The following is a 23665-nucleotide window of genomic DNA, read 5'->3' as shown; positions in this document are numbered from 1 at the left end:
GGCCTTTCCTCACTCTTTATTGCTGTAGAACATCAGGATTTCATCCAACTCTTCAAAGGATAAGTTATCGTCGCCTACATCCGAAGGAGTCAGTTCCTTACTTTCCTTCGTAATACAATGTTTGATAATTTGGGACAACCCATCTTGGAATTCCTCTACGAACAAACCTATGTTTGTATCCGTGAATTCATTGGTGTTGTATTCGATCGATATGTGTAAAGCCCCATTCTCAATTAAGCCGCTGATATTCAGAGCTACTTCTCGTTCATCTTCAGGACTCTCATTCATCCCGCAAGTAAGGGGAGATACTTGAAATATTTCCGTGTTAACATCTGTATCGAATTGTCCCAGGTAATTAAATTTAATCTCAGGCTTCAATGAGAATATCAATCCTTGTTTATTCTCTTTCGTTGTCAAATATTTAAGAATGCCGTATCCAGCCCCTTTATTCGGAATACGACGTAGGTTTTCCTTCACCCTTTTGATTAGTAATGACATATTATCCGAGCCATTCATATCTAGAACAACCGGATAAACCGATGTAAACCAACCTACAGTTCTGCTGATGTTGATATATTCAATCATCTCTTCCCTACCATGACCTTCAAGTGAGATTACTACCTGATCGTGCCCCGCCCATTTTTGAATGGCCATCCCAAGGCCAGTCAACAACAGATCATTTATTTCCGTCCCATAAGCTGTATGAGCAGCACCTAATAGTAAATCAGTCTCATTCTCAGACAGTTGGAAGCTACGGATGTTATTATATTTCACTCGAATATCCATTCTAGTAAAGTCCTTCGCCAAAGTCGGAACTACCCTATTCTCTATTTGACTCCAGTATGGGATTTCACGAGTCATAGCTTTACTATTTGCATATTTGTGCAACTCTTCTGCCCAACGTTTGTAGGAATCAGTTTTGCTAGGATACACAACCTCTTCATTACGAATCAGTTGCATATATCCAGTCGTAAAGTCCTCGAAGAGGATTCGCCATGATACACCGTCTACGACCAGATGGTGTATCACTATGAATAGATGATCTCCCTGATTGGTGTGAAATAAGGTTAGTTTCACGAGAGTTCCTGTACTGAGATCTATCCCCGATTGAATTACTTCTACAGCATGATTGATTTCAGAAATGGCATCCGCAGCATGATTGACGTCAATGATTTCAAGGTCCAGTACCGGAATGTCCATCCCTCGATTGAATTGTCGGATCATGTCCGACACTTGCTCATATACCATACGAAGTGCATCATGATGTAGCATGATATGTGACCATACTGCTTGCACCTTCTCTGCATCAAACCCCTCAGGATTAAATAACATAACCGATTGATTCCAATGGTGAGGATGCACGAACTTATTATCGAAGAACCAGTGCTGAATCGGAGTTAATAATACTTCTCCTTCTACAAGCCCCTGGTCAATTTCTCTGACATCTTGCTTCACCCATTTACTTAAAAGTCTGATTTGCGGATACTGGAATAGATACTTGATTTTCAATTGAAACCCACGCGAATTTAATTTAGACGAGATTTGTATTGCCTTAATCGAATCGCCACCAAGTTCGAAAAAGTTATGGTTCGTCCCCAACTTATCGATACCTAATACTTCCTGCCATATCTCGACCAGTAGAATCTCCATCTCATCGATAGGTTCAATTACTTCATTACCAACGACCATGTTTCGATCCGGTTTCGGCAATGATTTTCGATCTATTTTCCCATTATCCAGCAGGGGCATCGTACTCAAACATATAATATATGGTGGAATCATATAGTCCGGTAATAGCTGAGAAAGTTCAACTCTCATTGCTTGTAAATCAATGTTTACTGTCGATGTCATATAAGCGCATAAATAAGGATTTCCTCCATCATCATCTAAAGCCATGACAACAGCCTCTTTTATATTATCTTGTTGAAGAAGTACAGCCTCTATTTCTTCTAATTCAATTCGAAATCCACGAATCTTCACTTGATAATCCTGTCTACCATAAAATTCAATTGATCCATCGGGAAGCCATCTTCCTCTATCACCAGTACGATAAAGACGCTGCCCCGACTCTTCTGCATACGGATCGATCATGAAGGATGCACGAGTGCGTTCTGGATCATGGATATATCCCCTTCCGACACCTATACCAGCCAGACAAATCTCACCGATTACACCTACAGGACAAAGACTCATCATTTCGTCCACAATGTAGGCAGTCATATTCGCGATCGGCTTACCTATTGGAATAAGTTGTGCATCCTTGGGTGAGTCTTTCATCATGTATTGAACACTGTCATCCGACGCTTCAGCAGGTCCATACGCATTGACCATCGGAATATGTTCACATAGCATGAACCACCTCTTCACCATTTCAGGCTTCACAGCCTCGCCGGTAATAATCAGCGTACGAAGTGTAGACAGTAAGTCTTTTCTCCTCTCGATCACGTCCATCATGACAGAAAGATAGGTTGGTACTACTTCTAACAATGTCACACCGTCTTCATCCATTCGCTGCATGAATGAATCCACATCCAAGATAAGTGAATTGGAATAGATTACTGTCGTTCCACCTAGAGCAAGCGGTCCGAAGAACTGCCATACGGAAATATCGAAACATTGGTTGGCATTTTGTGCAAACACAAGCCCTTCATCAAGACCTAATTCGTCAGCTTCTGCCAGAATATGATTTAACATTCCAAGATGCTCAATCATGACTCCTTTGGGTTTACCCGTTGATCCAGACGTAAATAAAATATAGGATAGATCGTGAATATTCACTGGAATGTTAACATTATCAGCAGATTCCGATAATAATTGCTCTTCAATCTGATCGAGGTATATAAGTTGCCCTTGATCAAATTCTGCTTGACCAGTTCCATGATGTTCAGTTGTCGTTATCCACACATCAGCTCCTGAATCGGCTAGAATATTCTCTTGTCTTGCATTTCCGTAAGCTGGATCAATAGGAACATAAGCGCCTCCCACTTTCCAAATCGCAAGCACACTTTCCACAAAATGTGGACTGCGATCCAACATCACCGCTGCAACCTTCCCTTGCCCAAACCCAATATTTAGTAAGTAAGAAGCAAGTTGATTCGCTCTCTCATTCAATTGCCCATACGAAATTCTGGTTTCCTCAAATATGACAGCGATACGATCTGGCCAATCCGCAGCGTGCTTCTCGAAGCGCTCAGCCACATTCCTACTGTAATCGTATGACACTTTCTTACCATTAAACTGCTGGACTATCCGATTCTTCTCACTTTCCGACAACAAGCTAATTTTACGAAGTGAGATATCCAGATTACTTACAAGTTCCTTCAGTATCCATAAATAATGCTTCGACATCTGGTTAATCGTCTCTTCTTTAAATAGATCAGTGCAGTATTGGAAATCGAAATAGATGTTTCCTTTGTCCTCATATGCATCCATTAGCAAATCAAATTTAGCCACATCATTGTCCCGTTGATAAGGAGTGATACTCGCTTTATCTAGAAGAATCTCTTGATCTTCCGCATCAAATAGATTGAACATGGTATCAAATAAGGGATTGCGGCTAGTATCACGTGTCACATCTATTCGGTCAATCAGTTGCTCAAATGGATAATCCTGATGTTCAATTGCTTGAAGCGTGTGCTCAGTTACTTCTTTCAGAAATTTCCTGAACGATGTATCCTGGTTAGATATTATTCGCAAAGCAATTGTATTCACAAACATCCCTAACATGTTATGTAATTCTGGATGATTTCTTCCAGTGACAGGTGCTCCTATTATGATGTCATTCTGACCTGAATATTTCGACAGCATCACATGATATGCAGCAAGTAGAACATTAAATAACGTTGATCCTTGTTGAACAGAAAGATCCTGAAGTTGCTTGGCTAACTCCTTCCCGGTATTGAAGCTAAGGGTTCTCCCTGAGAAACTTTGGCGGGCGGGTCTCCGGTAATCCAGTGGTAAATTCAACAGCGGTAACTCACCATAATATTGTCGCAACCAGTAAGTCTCATGTTCTTTCATCACATCTGAGCTAAGTTGATCTCGCTGCCATTTTGCGAAGTCTTTGTATTGAATCGTTAACGGAGACAATGCCTTATTCTGATAAATATCTATTAATTCTTGGACAATGATCTGACCTGTTAGTCCATCTGAAATAATATGGTGCATGTCGACCAATAGATAGTATTCGTTATCTTCAGTTTGTACGACTTTAATTCGAAGTAGTGGTGCTTGACACAGATTAAAAGGTCGGACGAAAGATTGAATCACGTTGTCTATCAGGTTCGGTGATTTCGATAGATCCGTTCTCTGTATATCAAATGGAGTTTCAGACAGTATTCTTTGCACAATTTCATCATCTATCGTCTCAAATTGTGTCCTCAACACTTCATGCCGTCGAATCAGTGCTTGTACGGATTTTTCGAAATGTTCCCAGTCCAATTCACCCTTAACTAGATATGTCATTGACATATTGTATGCGACACTATTATGATCTTCTAACTCATAAAGAATGAACATCCTTTTTTGAGCTGAACTTACTGGATAAAAGGCTTGTTGTTCCATAACAGGAATAGATTCAACGATACTTTCGGTCAATTCAGATATATAATCAGACAATTCCTGAATAGTAGGGAGCCGGAATATATCACGAACGGTTACATTTACATTTAATTGATTATAAATTTTGGATACCATAATAATTGCCTTTAGGGAATGTCCACCGCAATCGAAGAAATTGTCCTGAATTCCAGCAAGCTGTTGGCCTAGCACGTCTTTCCAGATACCACACAATAATTCATCTGTTGCGTTACGTGGAGCAATCCACATAGGCTTAGCATTATCGACTGGACGCGGTAACCTTTTTCGGTCAATTTTACCATTCATATTCAAAGGTATCTCTTCCAGACGGATGAGATGAACAGGTATCATATACTCTGGTAGAAAGTGGCTTAGGTACGATTTAATCTCGTTCTCGGGTATCTCTTGGTCACTTGTGAAATAAGCGCATAAATAATGATCACCTGCATCTTGCCACGCTACAGCTGCCGCCTCTCTAACATTCGTATGGGAAGATAGAGTGTTCTCAATTTCCCCTAATTCGATACGAAATCCCCTAATCTTAACCTGATGGTCACGTCTGCCTTCAAACTCAATCTGACCATCTACACACCATCTGCCTAAATCTCCTGTTCTGTACATACGTACACCCAATTGATTAGCAAATGGATCATCTTGGAACACTTCCAATGTCTTCTCAGGCTGATTCAAATATCCCCTGCCCACTGCAATCCCACTCACACAAATCTCACCCGTGATTCCTTCAGGACATAACTGCATGTGCTGATCTACAATGTACATTTGAATGTTAGATAAGGGCCTTCCAATTGAAATCTTCTCTACTCCTATTGGAGAGCGATCTAGTCTATATTGGCATACATCATCAGAAGCTTCAGCCGGTCCATAAGCGTTGATTATTGGAATATGTGGACATAAACTGAACCATCTCTGTATGATTGTTGGTGTCACCGTTTCCCCAGTAATCATGAGAAGTTCCAGATGATCAAGATGGATTGACTGTTGCTCAATATGGTCCATTAGCAAGGATAAATAGGATGGAACAACCTCAAGTAAAGTTATCTTGTCTGAATGAATCAACTCAATGAATTGCTGTGGATTCAATACGATCTCGTCAGGAATAATACTCGTCGTCCCACCCAATGCTAGCGCGCATACGAATTGCCAAACAGATATATCGAAGCAATGATTGGCATTCTGCGCAAAGATGAGTTGGTTGGATAATTCAAGAGCATCCCGTTCAGCCATAATATGATTCAGCATCCCCAGTTGCTCTATCATCACTCCTTTCGGTTGACCTGTTGAACCTGATGTAAACAAGCAGTAGGCTAGATCACGAAGATCAACTGGAAGATTCAGGTTGCTTGAATTCTCATGCCTATTATGTTCATTATTGATGTCTAATTCGACCCATTTTGTACCATATCGTTGTTGTAATGATTCCGATCCACAGTCTGATTCCGTCAACAACAGGGCTGCATTGGAATCTTCCATAATGGAAATAATGCGTTCTTCGGGATAATGGACATCCAGTGGAATATATGCGGCTCCTGCTTTCCAGATCGCTAGAATACTCTTCAGCATCAGTGGTGAGCGTTTCATCATGATCCCCACAAAATCCCCTCGTTGGACACCCTGATTGACTAGCCACCTCGCAAGGCAATTGGCCTCTTTATTTAATTCATCATAGGTCAAGTGGGTACCCCGATATCGGGTTGCAATCGCATGAGGTTGGATACGTGCATGCTCTTCAAAGAGCTGTGAGACTGTCTTATCCAGATGATATTCCGGTTCATTTAAATGAAATCCCTGCAGAATCTGAGTTCTTTCATTGTCTGTTAGGATATCGATAGCTGAAACTTCTTTATCGGCATCTCTTAATATCTGATGTGCCATCTGCATCAGATGTCCCTCGATCCGTTGAACAAAGGATTCTTCGTATAATAAACCGTTGTAAGTGAATTGAACTTCCAATTCTTCCTGCGGAAAAACGGATATATCAAAATCGTAATTCGCATGCTCTTCCATCTCGAAATCCGAGATAGAGATCTTGTTCCCCTCTCCACTGTCATTAAGGAGCGAGGAATCTAGCGGATAATTCTCAAATACGACAATATGTTGAATTAAGTGCTGTTTCAGATCGGTGAAAGACTGAATTTCTGCTAATGAAACGTGACTATTTACGTTCGCCTCTATCATTGCCGCATGCACATCTTGTAAGAGCTCAGAGAACAACGTTCCCTCGCTTATTTTCACACGCAAGGGTACTGTATTGATAAATAATCCAACCATATCTTCTATACCTGCAACCTCAGAAGGTCTACCTGAAACAACTGTTCCAAACACAACGTCATCTATGTGATTATATTTCTGCATTAACATCCCCCACATGACATGGAAGACCGTACTTAATGTAACCTGATGGTCAACTGCGAGTTTTTCCAACCCCCGAGTAACTTCCTTACTAAATTGAAATGAATGTCTTCTGTACTCAAATCCTTGCTCTGCTAGCGATTTATGTTGCATAGGAACCTGGGTCTGGTCTTCGAAATCGATTAAATAATCGGACCAATATTGCAGTGCTTTCTCTTGATCCTGTTTCACCAACCAAGCAATATAGTCACTATATGGATACTTATCATTCAACGGTGCAGGGACATCTTGCTCTAAGGCCGAATAAATCCCAAACAATTCAGTGGCAATAATACCCAGGCACCAGCCATCCATAATAATGTGAGGGAAACTCATTACCGCCTTGTATTCTTCAGCGCCAGTGCGGAGAAGTGCCAACCTGATCAACACATCTTGTTGAAGGTCAAATCCATTCTTCTTATCCTGTTGCTTAAATTGTGATATAACATCTTGCTGTTCCTCATATTCAAATTCGGTCATATCGATAACATGAATGCTAGTGTCAACATTCTGCAGAACAACCTGCAAGGGTTGTTCTGATTCTTTAAATACAAACACAGTTCTTAATACTTCATATCGCTGGATTAGCATGTTAAAGCTCTTCTCAAACTGCGAAATATTAATTTGACCTTGCAAAGTGAAAGTAAGTTGTTCGAAATACGCTGTGGATTGAGGATCAAGAAGGGCATGATAAAGCATTCCTTCCTGTAGCGGTGTTAATGTGTAAATATTCTCAATTTCATGTTTCAATGCATCAACACTCCCGAAATATATTGGAATTATTTTTCATGCCATATATTATCTATTACAACTTCAATTGGATTGACTTCGATATTCTATCGAGCTGCTGTTGAGACAACTTATTGTAGTGGAAATCAGTTGGAGTATTCTCCGATGTTTCCTTCTCTGAACAATGATTGATGATGTCTTGCAAGTGAGTACTGTAAGACTTCGCCAATCGTTCGACCGTTTCTTGGCGGTACTCATCCTTGTTGTAATGAATATCCATGACCAGTTCTCCTTGAATAATCATTCCGTTAAATTCAAGGGCATATCGTTTCTCCATATCTGGACCGATCTCCGTTCCGGTGCCGAGATCTGAAATCTCAAGATGATCTGATTGAAGCAACTGGTCGAACTGTCCCAAATAATTGAAAATAATCTCTGGCTGTACATTGAACTGTAACGGTATCTCTGATTGGAAGCCCCTCAAAGTAAGTGATTTCAGGATTCCGTATCCCGCTCCTTTGTTAGGTACACGACGTAGATCGTCTTTGATCGATTTAATGCAATGACTTATATCCGAAGCATAGGAGAGATTGAGTAGTATAGGATAGATTGACGTGAACCAGCCCACTGTTCTTGACAGGTCTATCTGTTCTATCATCTCTTCTCGTCCATGCCCTTCCAGATGAACCGCAACATTCTGATCTCCTCCAATCCATTCATACATTGTTAGGAGTAATGCGGAGAGTAGAATATCATTGACTTCGGTGTTATAGGTTTGATTCACTTCATTGAGAAGCTTATGAGTGGTACCCAAGTCAAGCTTAATGGTTGCTGTGACATTTTCCCTCGATGTTCGAATGTTCACTAATTTATCTTTAGGTAAAGTTCTAACCTCTGTTTGCTCGCATTGGTGCCAATAATGTATTTCCTCCATCATTTTCTTACTGCTCGCATATTCAACTAACTGTTCCGCCCATCTCTGATACGAGTCTGTTTTGTCTGGAAGTCTTATCGACTGCTTCTGGATAAACTGGGAATAACCTGTTTCAAGGTCTTCCAGGATAAATCTCCAAGACACCCCATCTACAACAAGATGATGAATAACGAGCAGTAAGTAATCTCCAATTGCCGTCTTAAACAATGCTGCCTTCAACAGAGCCCCTTCCCCAATACGCATAGAAGCTTGAATCTGTTCTGCCTGTCTCTCCATATCAATCCTTACTTCCTCATCTAGTTGTTCATCCTTATAATCTATAACGATAAGTTCGTAACCGGGTTCTTCTATTCCTCGGTTAAATTGCAGAACGGTATTTCCGTCAAACGTAAATTTCATTCTTAAAGCATCATGATGTTCAATTAATGTAGTTAGGGTGGCTCTTATCCCCTCTTCATCAAAGCGATTACGGTTTAACAACATGACTGCGTGATTGTAATGCTGTATATTCTCCCACTTTTGCTCGAATAGACGCATTTGAATTGGGGTTAATTCGACTGGGCCAGTCACAATCCCTTGATCACTTTTCACCTTAACCGATTGGACATATTTACTTAATTGTTGTATTCTCGGATGCTGGAACAAGTGGCGCACCTCCATCTTCAAGCCATAGCGTAACAATCTGGAGGATATCTGTAGCGCCTTGATTGAATCTCCGCCTAACTCGAAGAAATTCTGATCTGTTCCGATCTGTTGTAGACCTAATATCTCGCCCCATACTTGGATCAAGGCTGACTCCACCTCATTTGAAGGTAGAACATATGGAAGTTCATCATTTCCTTCTTGATGAGGTTCCGGTAGTGCCCGCACATCTACCTTTCCATTCGGATTTAACGGTATGTGATCCATGAAGACTATATTTGCAGGAACCATATATTCTGGAAGAGCTGCGGCTATCCATTGCTTAACTTCAACTGTATCCAACGGAGGATCACTAACGATATAGGCAACGAGGTATAACATAGATCCTTCTTCCTTCGCGATCACCACATTTTCTTGAATATCGTGATGTTCCAACAGTCGTTGCTCAATTTCAGAGCACTCAACCCGGTAGCCTCTAATCTTAACTTGATGATCAGATCTGCCTATAAATTGAATTCTTCCATCGGTCGTCCACTTAGCGATATCTCCCGTTCTATACATTTTCCCTGGTGACCCGAAAGGATTAGGTATAAATTTCTCGTCTGTCAGATTCGGATTATTCAAATATCCTCGTGTTATTCCAGCACCAGCAACTACTAATTCTCCAGGTATTCCAATGGGTTGGAGCTTACCATACCGATTCATAATGTATACTTTGGCATTGGAAATCGGTCTGCCTAGTACGGGTTGATGCTTATATTCCCGGATATGTTTATAGTCAATAGGTGACGCAATGCATCCTATCGTTGCTTCGGTTGGGCCATAGTGATTAATGATAACTGTTTCTGGATACTGTTCATGGTACGTTCCTATATCGGAGTCATTGATCTTCTCTCCTCCTAGTACAATTAGTCTCAATGACCTAAACGAACTATCGTCGCTTATTCCCGCTTCCTTGTGGATCAACAAATGAAACATGGAAGGTGTTGCTTTCAAGTACGTAATTCTGTGTTCATATATATATTTCTGCATAAATACTGGATCCACATAATCATGCCTCTTCATAATATGAAGTTCGCATCCTTGAGTAAGTGCGGATAATAAAGCTGTATACCCCAGATCGAAACTTAGTGAAGAGAGAAGTACGGTCCTATCTTGATCATGTATATCGAAATTTCTGACGAACCACTGAATATAGTTGACTACATTCTGTTGCGCGACCATAACGCCCTTGGGTTGCCCTGTCGTCCCAGATGTGTAGATCACATACATAAGATCCTCTGGATTTGAATCCACAATGACATTATTATCTTCTCCGGTGTAACTTAGCACATCGTCAAGGTAGAGTGTGTTAATGCTAGCTAGAGTACTTTCTGTCTCTTCAGCATAAGTTAGGAGAACCATAGATTCACTGTCTTGGATCATAAAGTCCATTCGTTCTACTGGAAATTGGGGATCAATCGGCATGAATGCCGCACCAACTTTTTGAATAGCCAGTATCCCTACAATCGTTTCGAGTCGATAATCGGCCTTTAGAGCGATGACAGGCTGTGTGCTAGTTGAATCACTTGAAGAGTTCAGTATAGTTTGAAGCTCACCTGCCAATTGATTCGCTATACGATTTAATTCCACATAAGTGAGACGATCCTCACCGCAGATTATAGAATGGTTAGATGTCTGGTCAACTTGTTGTTCAAACATCTGAATAAATGTACGTTGTGAAGAAAATGGTAGATCCGTATCATTAAAATCATTAATAATTTCCTGCTTTTCCTGTGGAGAAAGAATATCGATTTCGGCAAGAGTGATGTCGATTTGTGAGATCACAACACGCACAATGGTCAAGAAATGCTCAGCAAGCATCATAATGAAATCCCGCTCATAAAGCTGCTGTGCATAGACAAAATCAAACGAGATACATTCTCCATTCGCTTGTGCTGTCAATGAGATATCGAATTTGGTCTTGCGCACCTGTAAATCATATGACTGGATGTTTATTCCTTCTAAGCTGAATTCATCCACTTCAATATTCTGAAAAGTAAACATGATATCAAACAATGGATTACGGCTAATATCTCGTTTGAGTTGCAAATGTTCTATCAGTTGCTCTAAAGGATAGTCCTGATGATCAAGGGAATCTAATACCCGTTCCTTCATTTCCATAAGGTAATTTTGGAAAGTTTCACTTCCCTTAGGTTGGCTACGTAAAGCTATCGTATTGGCCAACATACCAACCATATTCTGAAGCTCGGAACGTTGTCTTCCCGCCACTGGCGATCCCACTATGATATCTTCCTGGCCACTATAACGAGCAAGAAGAACATGAAATGCTGCCATCAGAATCATATATGGTGTCGTTTCCGTATCATTCGCGATAGTCTTTAACTGCCTGGTTTCCTCGAGATTAAGCGTGAATTCAACCTGTGCCCCGTCAAATGTCTGCAAGGATGGGCGTGGGAAGTTTGTTGGCATTTCCAATACGGGTATTTCACCTTGAAATTGATCCAACCAATACTGCTGCTGCCCTTGATCATTATCCAGACCATTGTTCAACCATTCGGAGTAATCCTTATATTGAATTTCCTGATGACCACATACTTTACCTTGATAGATCTGATTAAATTCTTCTATTATGATGCGAATGGATGTTCCATCTGAAATAATGTGATGCATATCCATTAGCAATACAGATGACTCTAATCCTATACTCGCTAATCCTACTCTAAACAGAGGCGCTTTACTTAGATCAAATGGACGTACAAACCTTTCCACAAGTTCATCCATATCTTCAGTCCGTACCTGACCTAAATCTTCAATTTCAAACTTAAGGGTAGGTTCAATACATTGCACAGGGATATCTTCTATTAATTGAAAAGATGTTCGAAAAGCATCATGCCGTGCAACGAGCTGCTGTAGCGTGTGCTGCAACCTAGTCCGATCTAAATCACCCTCTAGTTTCATCGCTGCAGTCATATGATAAGCCGTACTATCTGGATCTAACTGTTGTACGACAAACAATCTTTTCTGCGCGGGAGAGACCTTATAATATGGCTTTTCTGAAGCCTGTGGAATCACCGTAATCTTTTCGATCTTTGCACTCTCTATCCATTTGGCCATTTGTTTAACAGTCGGATGTTTGAATATTTCACGGAGAGGCATATCTACATGAAGTTCTTGATTGATGCGGGCAACCAGCATCGTTGCTCTCAAGGAATGTCCGCCTATCTCAAAGAAATGATCACTTATCCCAATACACGGAATAGATAGTGCTTCTTGCCACATGGCTACCAATTGCTCCTGTAATTTATTCTCTGGTGGCATATATTCTTGCTTGTTATGCACAATTTCAGGTTCAGGTAGTGACTTTTTGTCAATTTTCCCGTTCGGTGTCAAAGGCAATTGTTCCATGATCATATAAGATGTCGGAACCATATATTCCGGCAACAGTTGGGAAAGTCCAACCCGTAACTTGCCAATACTTATCTCTTCTACTACCTGTACGTACGCACATAGAAATGGTGTTCCAGATTCATCTTCACGAGGGACAACTACAGCCCCCTGAACACCATCTAGACTTAGCAACGCTTTCTCCACTTCTTCAAGCTCAATACGATATCCTCGGATTTTTACTTGAAAATCCATTCTTCCCAAGTATTCAAGAGTTCCTTGAGGTGTCCATTTGGCCAGATCACCAGTGCGATACATAACTTCATTCTCTACAAAAGGACATGGAATGAATTTCTCCTCCGTCAAGTCATTCCTCAGATGATAACCTTTAGCCAAACCATCACCTGCAATGCACAGTTCTCCAGGCACTCCTATAGGTTGAAGTTGATTATGTTGATCTACGATATACACTCTGGTGTTCGCTATGGGCTTACCTATATCAACCACCGCTTTATTCGTCACATCACTTACACATGACCACACCGTCGTTTCTGTTGGTCCATACATATTGTATATTTTCAAATTCTCAACATTACGAATTCCTTCTAGCAAGGAAGCTGGCAATGCTTCGCCACCTATCATGATTTCCTTGACCTGGTACAAAAAGGAACCTTCCTTATCCCCGGTTAACAGCATTTTTAATCGAGATGGTGTCGTCTGCAACATATCTATACGATGTTCGGTAATCATCTTATATAGAGCGTTCACATCCGTTTGCTGTGTTTCATCCGCAATAACAATCCTCATACCCTGACAAAGCGGTAGCAGTGTTTCCAGGACAAAGATATCAAAGGAAATCGTCGTCAAAGCCAGAATAGTTTTGTTCGCCTCAAAGGGGATTTCAGCACACATAGCTGCCATGAAGTTCTGTACGGCGCTATGCGAAATCATAACTCCCTTTGGGTTTCCAGTTGAACCGGAAGTGTAGATAAGATAAGCCAGATCCTCGGATGAGTTCACATTCTGCAATTGATCTATGCTTTCTAGCGCAATCGCTTCATCAGTTATACATATCCTAAGCGCTTGACCTTGAACAGGAACATGGCTATGTGATTGTGACAATAGTAAGGTGGCTCCGCTATCGGATAGCATGTATTTAATCCGTTGGTCAGGATATTCAGGGTCAATCGGAAGATAGGCTCCTCCCGTTTTGAGAACTCCTAGGATCGCTATGATCATTTCTTCAGAACGGTCGACCATAACTCCGACTATACTCCCCCGTTTCGCTCCTTTTTTCTGCAAAAAGTGGGCTAATTGGTTTGACCTTTCATGTAGTTCACGATATGTCATTAGCCGTTGTCCACAGATTAGGGATATTGCATCAGGTGTATTCGCTACTTGTCTTTCAAAAGTCTCGTGAATCATCATATGCTTGTTATATTCCAGGAAAGTATCATTAAATTCATGAATTAATTTCTCTTCTTCCACAGGAGAAATCATCTTAATCTGCGATAATGTGGTATCACGATACTTACATACCGATTCCAGAATTTGAATATAATGTTCAGCCATTCTCCGCATGGTTTCCTCTGCAAAAAGCGAAGTGCTGTAATCGACATGAAGTGTAATCCTCTGATCGCGATCTTCAGCACTGAATGTGATATCGTACTGCGACACGCCTGGATTAAATTCTGAAGGAATCCAAGTCAATCCTTTGCTATTCGTTTCATGTAACTCCATATTCTGCATAATGAACATCGTGTCAAACAACGGATTTCTACTTATATCTCTGTTCACGTTCAATTGTTCAACCAGTTGTTCGAACGGATATTCTTGATTGTCGTAAGCCTGAAGCACCTGATCCTTAATCTGTGTTACAAATTGTGTGAATGACAGATTAGCTTGAGGATAGCTACGAATGGAAACTGTATTAATAAAGATGCCAATTAACCGTTCCAAATCCGGATGATTTCTACCCGACATTGGAGTCCCTACAACAATATCTTCCTGGCCAGTATACTTATGTAGCAACAGTTTGTATGCGGTGAACATGATGATAAATAGCGTTGTTTCCGTTTCTTGTGCCAATTCATTCAACCGGTTACTTAATGCTACATCTAGCATGTGAGTAATTCGGGCACCTTTGTAGCTAAGTTGTTGCGGACGATGATAATCGGTCGGCATATTTAAAACGGGAATATCCCCGCTAAACTGCTCCAGCCAATAGTATTTCTGTTGATTCATTTGCTCACTGTCCAAGAAGTGTTGCTGCCAATGTGCGAAATCCTGATATTGGATCTTCATTTCTGGTAGAGGATCCTGTTGATAAGCCGCCATTAGTTCTTTCATAAATACCGCCATAGAAAATCCATCCGAAATGATATGATGCATATCCAATAGTAAAACACTTTCTTCGTCTCCCAGCATCAGCAACTCTGCCCGGAATAAAGGTGCTTGACCTAAGTCGAAAGTGCGGACGAACTTACTCATCACTTCATCCTCATTCCATTGAGAATGATCTAAAGAAACCACAGGTATCGATACATCTATTGTGTCTGTAATTACCTGTACAAGCTGATCTTCATGAATCTTGAAGTATGTACGTAGCATGGCATGTCGATCCACCATGTGTTGTATCGCTTCGAACAAACGTTCATGATTTAATAGACCATTGATCTTGATGTAACCAGGAATGTGATGAACCATGCTTCCAGCTTCTAGTTGTTCAACTATAAACACCCTTTGTTGCGCTGGAGTCAATGAGTATGACTGTTGAATGGGTGCAAATGGTATTCTTACAAATCCATCTGCATCCGCTCCATCGATATAATTCCCTAGTTCTTCAACCGTCCTATGGATAAGAAATTGGCTTAATGGGATCTGTATGTTAAATTCTTCGTATATTCGTGATAAAAGAATAGTAGCCTTCAAGGAATTTCCACCTAGGAAGAAGAAATCCTCATACTGCGATATGGTAGATAAACCTAGAATATCTCTCCATATTTGTAATAGTTGCTCTTCCGTAGCTGTCAGTGACTCTATTCCTTCATCCTGAGTAATCGATCGAGGCAAACATTCTACATTAACTTCCCCATTCGGATGTTTAGGGATCTGTTCCACTGGAAGGATATACCTTGGCATTAAGTAATCTTGAAGCTTATCCCTTAGCTTGTTTCTAATGTCTCCTGCAGACTCGGAGGAAACAAGATACACACTTAATTCACCTGATTGTGTTTGAGAGGGATTATACGTTTCTAGCACAGTTTCCCTTTCTGAAACGAAACAATCCTTATCATAAAATAGCGAAGAAATAAACATCTCTAGTGCATATAAGTTCACTTGACGTCCCCGTATATTTACAATTCGATCAGCCTGTCCCCTCCACTCAATTGTCCCGTCTTTCTTATTACTGGCTAGGTACCCCGTTTGTATCCATCTGTCAGTGTAAACCTGAATTTCACCGACAATTCCGTAAATAGCAGGTTGTGCATATTGATCATTCACCCTGATCTTCTGGATGCTATCTATGTCAACTATCATTGGTTTACTTTCTAGCATGTTAATAACGTCATTCATGCGAAGTTTCCACAATCTCTCTAAATCATGGTGCTGTTGTTCTGTAATGACTGGTATCTGATTAATAAGTTGCTCTCCATCAGACGATACAACTTGAAGGAGCTGAACAAAGCATTGCGCCCATTCACAAACAGTATCCCTATCGACTAAATCCAGACTATAATCGAAATCTAACCACAATTCATTGTCTATTTCCGTTACATTTAAGAATAGATCATAGTGTGAATGCTGCGCCGCAATCGGTAATATCCTTGTCTCCAGATTGGCAAATTGCAAACGACGAACGGGTCTATCCATATTAAATAGTACATTGATTGCAGGTATTTTCAGCCCCAACAGGGTTTCAGATATATGTGCAAAAGATACTTGTTGGTGTTCTTCCCATGTTTGCATCTGGTGCTTCAGCGTAGTTAGATAATCAACAAATGAATATCGACCTTTGATTTCACTACGAAGAGGTAATAGATTCACGCAGTTCCCCATTAGGCAATATTGACCCATATGAGACTGCCCAGCAGTCGGTATACCCAAGACTAGATCTTCCTGACCTGTGATCCGATGCAGAAACACTTTATAGGCCGCTAACATCGTTACAAACAAACTATTTTTTGTATGGATACTGAATTGTTTCAATGCAGTAGTTAAACCCTTGTTAAGTGCAATAGAATATCTTTGACTATTAAATGATCCTTGTACAATTCCCGCGCTTTTCGAAGGGATACATATTTGGGAAGACTTTTGATTGAACTGCTTTTGCCAGAAATCTATTGCTACTTCTGCATGATCCCCTTCCATCAAAGTTTCTTGCCAGACAGTGAAAGAGCTAAACTGTTCAGCACTCGGAAGCTTCAGAGATTTACCAGTTACCAGTGCGGTGTATGATTTCTCCAACTCACCAATAAATAAAGCAATAGACCAACCATCCAAAAGTAGATGGTGGAAGGTGAGCAATACGTTATGCTCCATATCTGATACTTTGAACAATGAAATCCGAAACAATGGACTCTTCGACTTCAGATCAAAAGGCTTCGCAGCTTCTGATTCCAGCCATACTGCATATTCCTTATCTTGCTTATCACCGTCAGACATCATTGTATGGTGCACTTCGATATCAATCACAGGAGTGCTCAATACATGTTGAGTCTCCCCATCCAGATTGACAATGGTTCTTAATGCTTCGTGTCTATCCATGATGATCTGAATCGCTTGATGAAGCTTCTCCAAATCTAGTTTCAATTGCATGTTTAATACAACAGACTGATGAAGTGCTGTTGATGCTAATTCATTGGATTCTGAAGCGATCCACATTTGTTTCTGTTCCTTAGATAATGGGAATTGCTTTTCACCAGAGCTTTCTCCGAATATTGAAGGTACTACATCTATTTCACGGTTCGCTCCACTGCCCGAGCGGATTCCCGATCCACCACCATCTGGGGTATCAGGAGATGGTGGCAAAAATCCTCCACCTCGCAAATTCACTACTGTTTCCTTAACCGCCTGAATAATATTCTGGATATCATCCATGGTATGCGCAGTTGATAGGAAACAATTGCGTCCTTCCCAAATGTAGATTCCTTTATGAATAAGATGATAATAGAATATTTCAATATCTCCATATGACACAAAGCGGAATAACGTTCCATATCTTATCATATGAATCGGTACATGCTCATTCTTGAAATAAAGGTTCAATTCGTCTATTAAATAGGCCGCTTTCTGATCCAGACCCTCGTACATTTGTGATCCCTGCGATTTCAAATATTGAAGGACCTTAAGTGAAACATTCATCGTTAGTGGGTGTGTACAGAATGTACCTCCTACAAAGGTCTTCTGTTCGGCATTTACAGGATAAGAATCATCTCCGAATGACCACACTCCCCCATCCACAGGATCAATAAATCGAGCTTTACCTGCAACGATCCCGATTGGTAGTCCACCGCCTACAATTTTTCCGTATACAACGAGATCAGCTTGAATCCCGAACCATGCTTGTGCTCCACCAAGTGCTATTCGGAATCCTGTAATAACCTCATCAAAGATTAGCGCAACACCAGCCTCCGCAGTCACGGCACGAAGTTGCTGTAAGAAGGAGGTAGGTTGAATATCCGGTCTACGACTCTGCACTGGTTCTACCAGTACAGCAGCTAGTTCATGAGCATGATTACTAATATAATCCAGAGATTCAGGATGGTTATAATTCAGCATCAGCACATCATGTAGGTAATTTGACGCAATGCCAGGTGCCATAGGTATTGCCCCTGCTTCATTTGGTGTCGGATTGGCAACTCCGAGCACACCGTCAAAGGTTCCATGATATGAACCCGAGAAGATAACCACTTTATTACGTCCTGTCGCTGCTCTAGCTAAGCGTAAAGCCACCATCACTGCTTCCGTACCAGAATTGTAAAAGGCTACACGTTCAACCCCAGTCATTTCTGAGATTAATGAGGCAACTTCCCCTGCTTGATTAGACATGGGACCGAGAGGAGGCAGATTCCGTCCAGCATTTAAAGTCAATTCCTCTTGAATCCATTCGGGATTATGACCAAATAGATTAACACCGAAACCCATCGTTAAATCAATATATTCATTGCCATCGACATCCACCATCCTGGATCCTTTCGAGCTCTCAGCAATGATCGGATACACCATTTCCTTCCAGTATAAACGAAATCCTGAAGCGTTCCGATTATTAGCATGCACAAATCGAGTCGCTTGAGTAAGCTGTTTGGATTTCAGTGTTCTGTGTTGGTAATCAGCCAAGAAATGATTCATGTAAATTTGTTGTTTGTTAGTAAAACCACTCAACATATCAAGGCTGATCGGTTGATACGGAACAAATGGCTTAGAAACCAATTCAGATTCACTCGATATGTTACTCCTAGAAGGAGCAATTTGGATTTCAGGAGCTGAACAAATTTCATTTGAATCAGCACGAAATTGTTGTGTGGCGCATTGTTTCAAGGCATCTAGTTGCTGTGACATTAATTGGCTGAATCGAAGATTCTGTTCGTTCATTAGCGTTAATTGTTGTGAAATAACATGGTCCAGACTTCCTTGCCTAGCAGAAGGTAAACTTTCGCTCATCCCTTGAGCCTGATCTTGTTGGTCAGCCTTCAAGTCTTTCTTCGGTATATTACCAAGTACAATCTTCTCTTCAGTGCTAAATATAGAGTCATTATGTTTCACTACATTCGCTGTGGCTGTGACCGTGGCTGCGACTTGCAGGTGTGGAGTAACCACACTGGAAATATATTGTTCTAAATTGTACAAATTAGTGACTGTCTCAAAAAAGTTCTCCAAAGGGATATGGATATTAAACTTATCAGAAATTTCCTTTCTAACTTGCACCAACATAATTGAATCCAGTCCCATTTCGAGAAAGTGTGTGTTGATATCTCCCACAGTCAGTTCCAGACCAGAAGCCCTGCTCACAATATTCATCAGAGCATCTGATATTTGTGTTTGAAATGGGGAACCATCCTCAACATCCCCCCTAGAATTCAGGTCATTGCCATTTGTAGAAATCACCGCAGGGGATTCTATTCCTCCCTCAATCCAGTATCGATTCCGTGCAAAAGGATATAAAGAAAGTGGAACTTTCTTCATTGCTTTCGAGCCATACAATGTATTCCAGTCCACGCTCGCTCCCTGAACATAAAGCTCACAAATAGTGTGTAATTGTTCCTGTTGCAAGCGCTCTGAATTACCAACGGATGGGAGATATTTATCCACTTGTTCCTGTATATTCTTAAGAGAAGTCTCACTAATTGCACCTGGAAAAGAAGGTGCATATGAATCAGGAATTATTGAATAGTGACCACGGTATACTCCTTCGATCTGCAGGTCTCCTGCAGAAATACTCTCCAACTGCTTCAATAGAACATCACGACTTGGACATATAATAGCAATCCTTCTTTCCCAATGTGTTCTACCTGTATTTACTGTGAAACAAATATCATCCAAATCCTCAGATTTTTGTTCAATCAAATCTGATCGATACATGGATACCAGTTGTTGAAGCGCTTCTTCCGTCTTGCCCGATAATGTAAAGACGTAACAGTCTTCCTTTTCCTTAGGATTCAATTGTACAGGTTCAACAAATTGCTCCAATATAACATGTGCATTCGTACCGCTAAACCCAAATGCACTTACACCGCCACGAAGCGGTTGATCACTCTTCGTAAACTGAACACCCGTTCTATCAATATAGAAAGGAGAGTTCTCAAAATGTATATTCGGATTCGGCTTATTAAAATGAAGCAACGGGGGATTCTTGGCGTACTTCAACATCAGAGTAGCCTTGATTAGCCCTGCAATGCCAGCCGCTTCGAATAAATGTCCGATGTTCGTTTTGATTGACCCAATAGCACAGAATTGTTTCCTCTTCGTATATTTGTTGAACGCTCGTGTTAAACCACTAATTTCGACTGGATCTCCAAGCTTTGTACCTGTTCCGTGAGCCTCAATAAAAGTGAGTGTATCTGGATGTATCCTAGCATCTTTCCAAGCCGCTTCCACAACATCTGATTGTGCGATAGGATTGGGAGCCGTTATTCCTACCGTTGTACCGTCTTGATTGATTGCACTACCTTTAATTACTGCATATACATGATCCCCATCTTCGATGGCTTTGTTCAATGGCTTAAGCAGTATAGAAGCCACGCCTTCACCCACACCGGTTCCATCAGATTGAGCATCAAAAGTTCTGGCACGTGCATCAGACGATTCCATATCTAACCCCAATGGGATCGGTAGAAGAGTAGTATTGACTCCACCTGCAATGGCCATCTCGCAGTCTCCCTGCTGAATGGCTTTACACGCCAAATGTACAGCAACAAGAGATGATGAACAGGCCGTATCAACCGTAACAGCAGGCCCTTTCAAATCAAGATAATACGAGATTCGGCTGGTTAAAACTGAAGGTAGATTACCCACTATATACTGCTGTAATGAATCTGGATTACATTTGGATACTAGCCTTTCGTAGTCATAACCAACCTTGGAATACCCTGCATATACCCCAACTTTCCTTCCTTGTAATTGTTTACCAGCATAACCACCGTCTTCAAGGGTATGCCATACATTTTGCAAAAAAAGCCTCTGATTTGGATCCATCATGACGGCTTCCTTCGGATTCATTCTAAAGAATGAATAATCGAAAGTATCAATCTCGTCTAGATATCCACCCTCAACATAGTCACTTTCCGGCTTATCCCATTGAAGAACAGATAGATAATGTTTGGCGTCCTGCTTGCGCTTGAAATTTAGAGGTTGAATGGAATCAACACCAACACACAGATTATTCCATAGTTGTTCTTTCGTTGAAGCCCCAGGCAAGCGAAAGGCCATTCCAATAATTGCAATATCATCCTCACTCGTTGAATGTGAAAGTTCACTCTGTAGATCCTTACTCTCTGCGATCTGTGAAAAGAGATGCTTCGCAAGATGAGCAAGGGACGGGTAGGCGAATAAATCTGTTACTGCAAAAGATATTCCAAATTTATTCTCAATTCGTTCCGATATTTGTACTAATTGGATAGAATTTGCCCCAAGATCAAAGTAACTTTCGTGAAGGCCGATACGTTCCCGCTTCAATATATCTCTGCAAATTTGCTGTAGTTGTTCTTCAATATCATGAATAGCGATATCATGAATATTTTGAACTTCGTGTTGAATGGACTCAGCAGTGATCAAAGACTCTAGTTGTCGGGTAATGTCCGTATATTCACCTTCGTTATATTGTTTACTCAGCTTGTATCTTTGTACTTTGCCACTAGTAGTTTTGGGCATTTGTCGGATTGGAATAATCTGTTTAATATCCCATCCACCTACACTGTAAAGATGTTTCTTCAACTCTTGCGCCAACGGAATAAATTTCTCCAACTTCCACTTAGTCACTACAAACAAAACAATATCCTCTTTATCCTGCTCGTCGTCCCACACACCACACGCAGCCACTCTACCAAGTTCAACATTATTTATTTCTTCAGCTACCCTCTCGATGTCATGAGGATATACATTTTGACCATTCACAAAAATAATATCTTTCGCTCTTCCAGTAACAACAAGTTCGTTATCCCTGTAAAAACCTAGATCTCCTGTAATGATCCATCCATCAGGAGTCGTAACAGCTAATGTTGATAACTCGTTGTTATAGTATTTCTTTGTCACATTTTCTCCTCTTATATGTATGTTCCCAATTATATTCTCAGGCAATGGTTGATACTCTTCATTGCAAACTCTAATCTCACAATATTTAATAGCTTTGCCTAGTTTGACGAAGCTGACAGCTGTTAGATCATCCTGTGGCACATCCACAACCTGTTCGTTTAGATTAAGATGATTCCGATGTAAGAACAAAGTTTCGAACTCTTTTCCTGGAATAGGAATTGCAGCACCTACAGACGCCTCTGCTAACCCATATACCGTAAGCATTGAAGTTCTTTTTAAACCATATGGTTCTAAAGTACTTAAGAATTCATTACATAATAGTGCAGATACTGGTTCTGCTCCATTGTAAATGACACGAACAGACGATAGATCCCATTGACCAATCTTCTCCGGTTTAAAAAAGGTCAAGAAGTATTTATATCCAAAATTTGGAGATGATAGTATTGTAATCCGGTGTTCATCCGCTTTCTGTAACCATAAGATTGGTTTGCGAATGAATAATTCTGTAGACATCAAGTACTGCGAAATTCCCATCACTAAAGGTGTAATATGGCAAGCAATTAAACCCATATCATGAGTGAGAGGCATCCAAGACAAGAATGAATCTTGCTCGTTAATTTCCGTATTATGAATTATTCCACAGGCATTATAGAGAAGATTCCGATGTGTCAGCGTTACCCCTTTAGGATCCCCTGTTGATCCGGATGAAAACTGAATAAATGCAATATCTTCCGGTTGGGATATATAGATTTCCGCTTGTTTCGGTTGGCCTAACTCACCATCCATCATCATGATATTTCCCTTCATAGAATGATGTGAATTATACTCTTGTTGTTTGTCTATAAACTTATGTATCTCCTCAAAAGCTTTGGGTGTAGCAATCATATAAGGACGATTAAGAATATCCCAGATTCTTAACACTTTCCATTTGTGTTCATCATTCTTTCCGATACTGATAGGTACTGGAATCATACCTCCCAATAAACAAGCCCAGAAAGCTACAATGAATTTCCGATTATCTTCGATTTGGAATATAACTTCTTGCTTAGCTTGTAATCCTTGCTTCTGAAGTTTATTAAGAAACCCAAGTGATTCCTGATAAAGATCATAATAAGTAACAAGCTCCTCTTCTTGTTCACCACCTATAATAGTAATTCCCTTATCTTGAATGAGACTTCGATTTTCAATAACTTCTGTCAAACTCTTGAATTTCAGTGTAAACATTATTCTCCTCCT

Annotated in this window: 2 protein-coding genes; both read right to left on the bottom strand. The window is 40.7% G+C overall.

The window, feature by feature from the left end; all coding sequences use genetic code 11:
* Nucleotides 1-9 precede the first annotated feature (9 nt).
* Entirely contained in the window at nt 10-7737 is a 7728-nt protein-coding gene (locus tag AC1D69_RS19725) for an amino acid adenylation domain-containing protein (protein ID WP_495457853.1), read from the bottom strand.
* A gap of 55 nt (nt 7738-7792) precedes the next feature.
* Nucleotides 7793-23653, bottom strand: coding sequence for an amino acid adenylation domain-containing protein (locus AC1D69_RS19720; RefSeq protein ID WP_495457852.1), 15861 nt, complete (start codon nt 23651-23653; stop codon nt 7793-7795).
* Nucleotides 23654-23665 lie beyond the last annotated feature (12 nt).

It is taken from the genome of Paenibacillus sp. Y301 (assembly GCF_059445505.1).
Note: the sequence above shows the minus strand (reverse complement) of the source record. Positions and strands in the feature narration are given on the sequence as shown.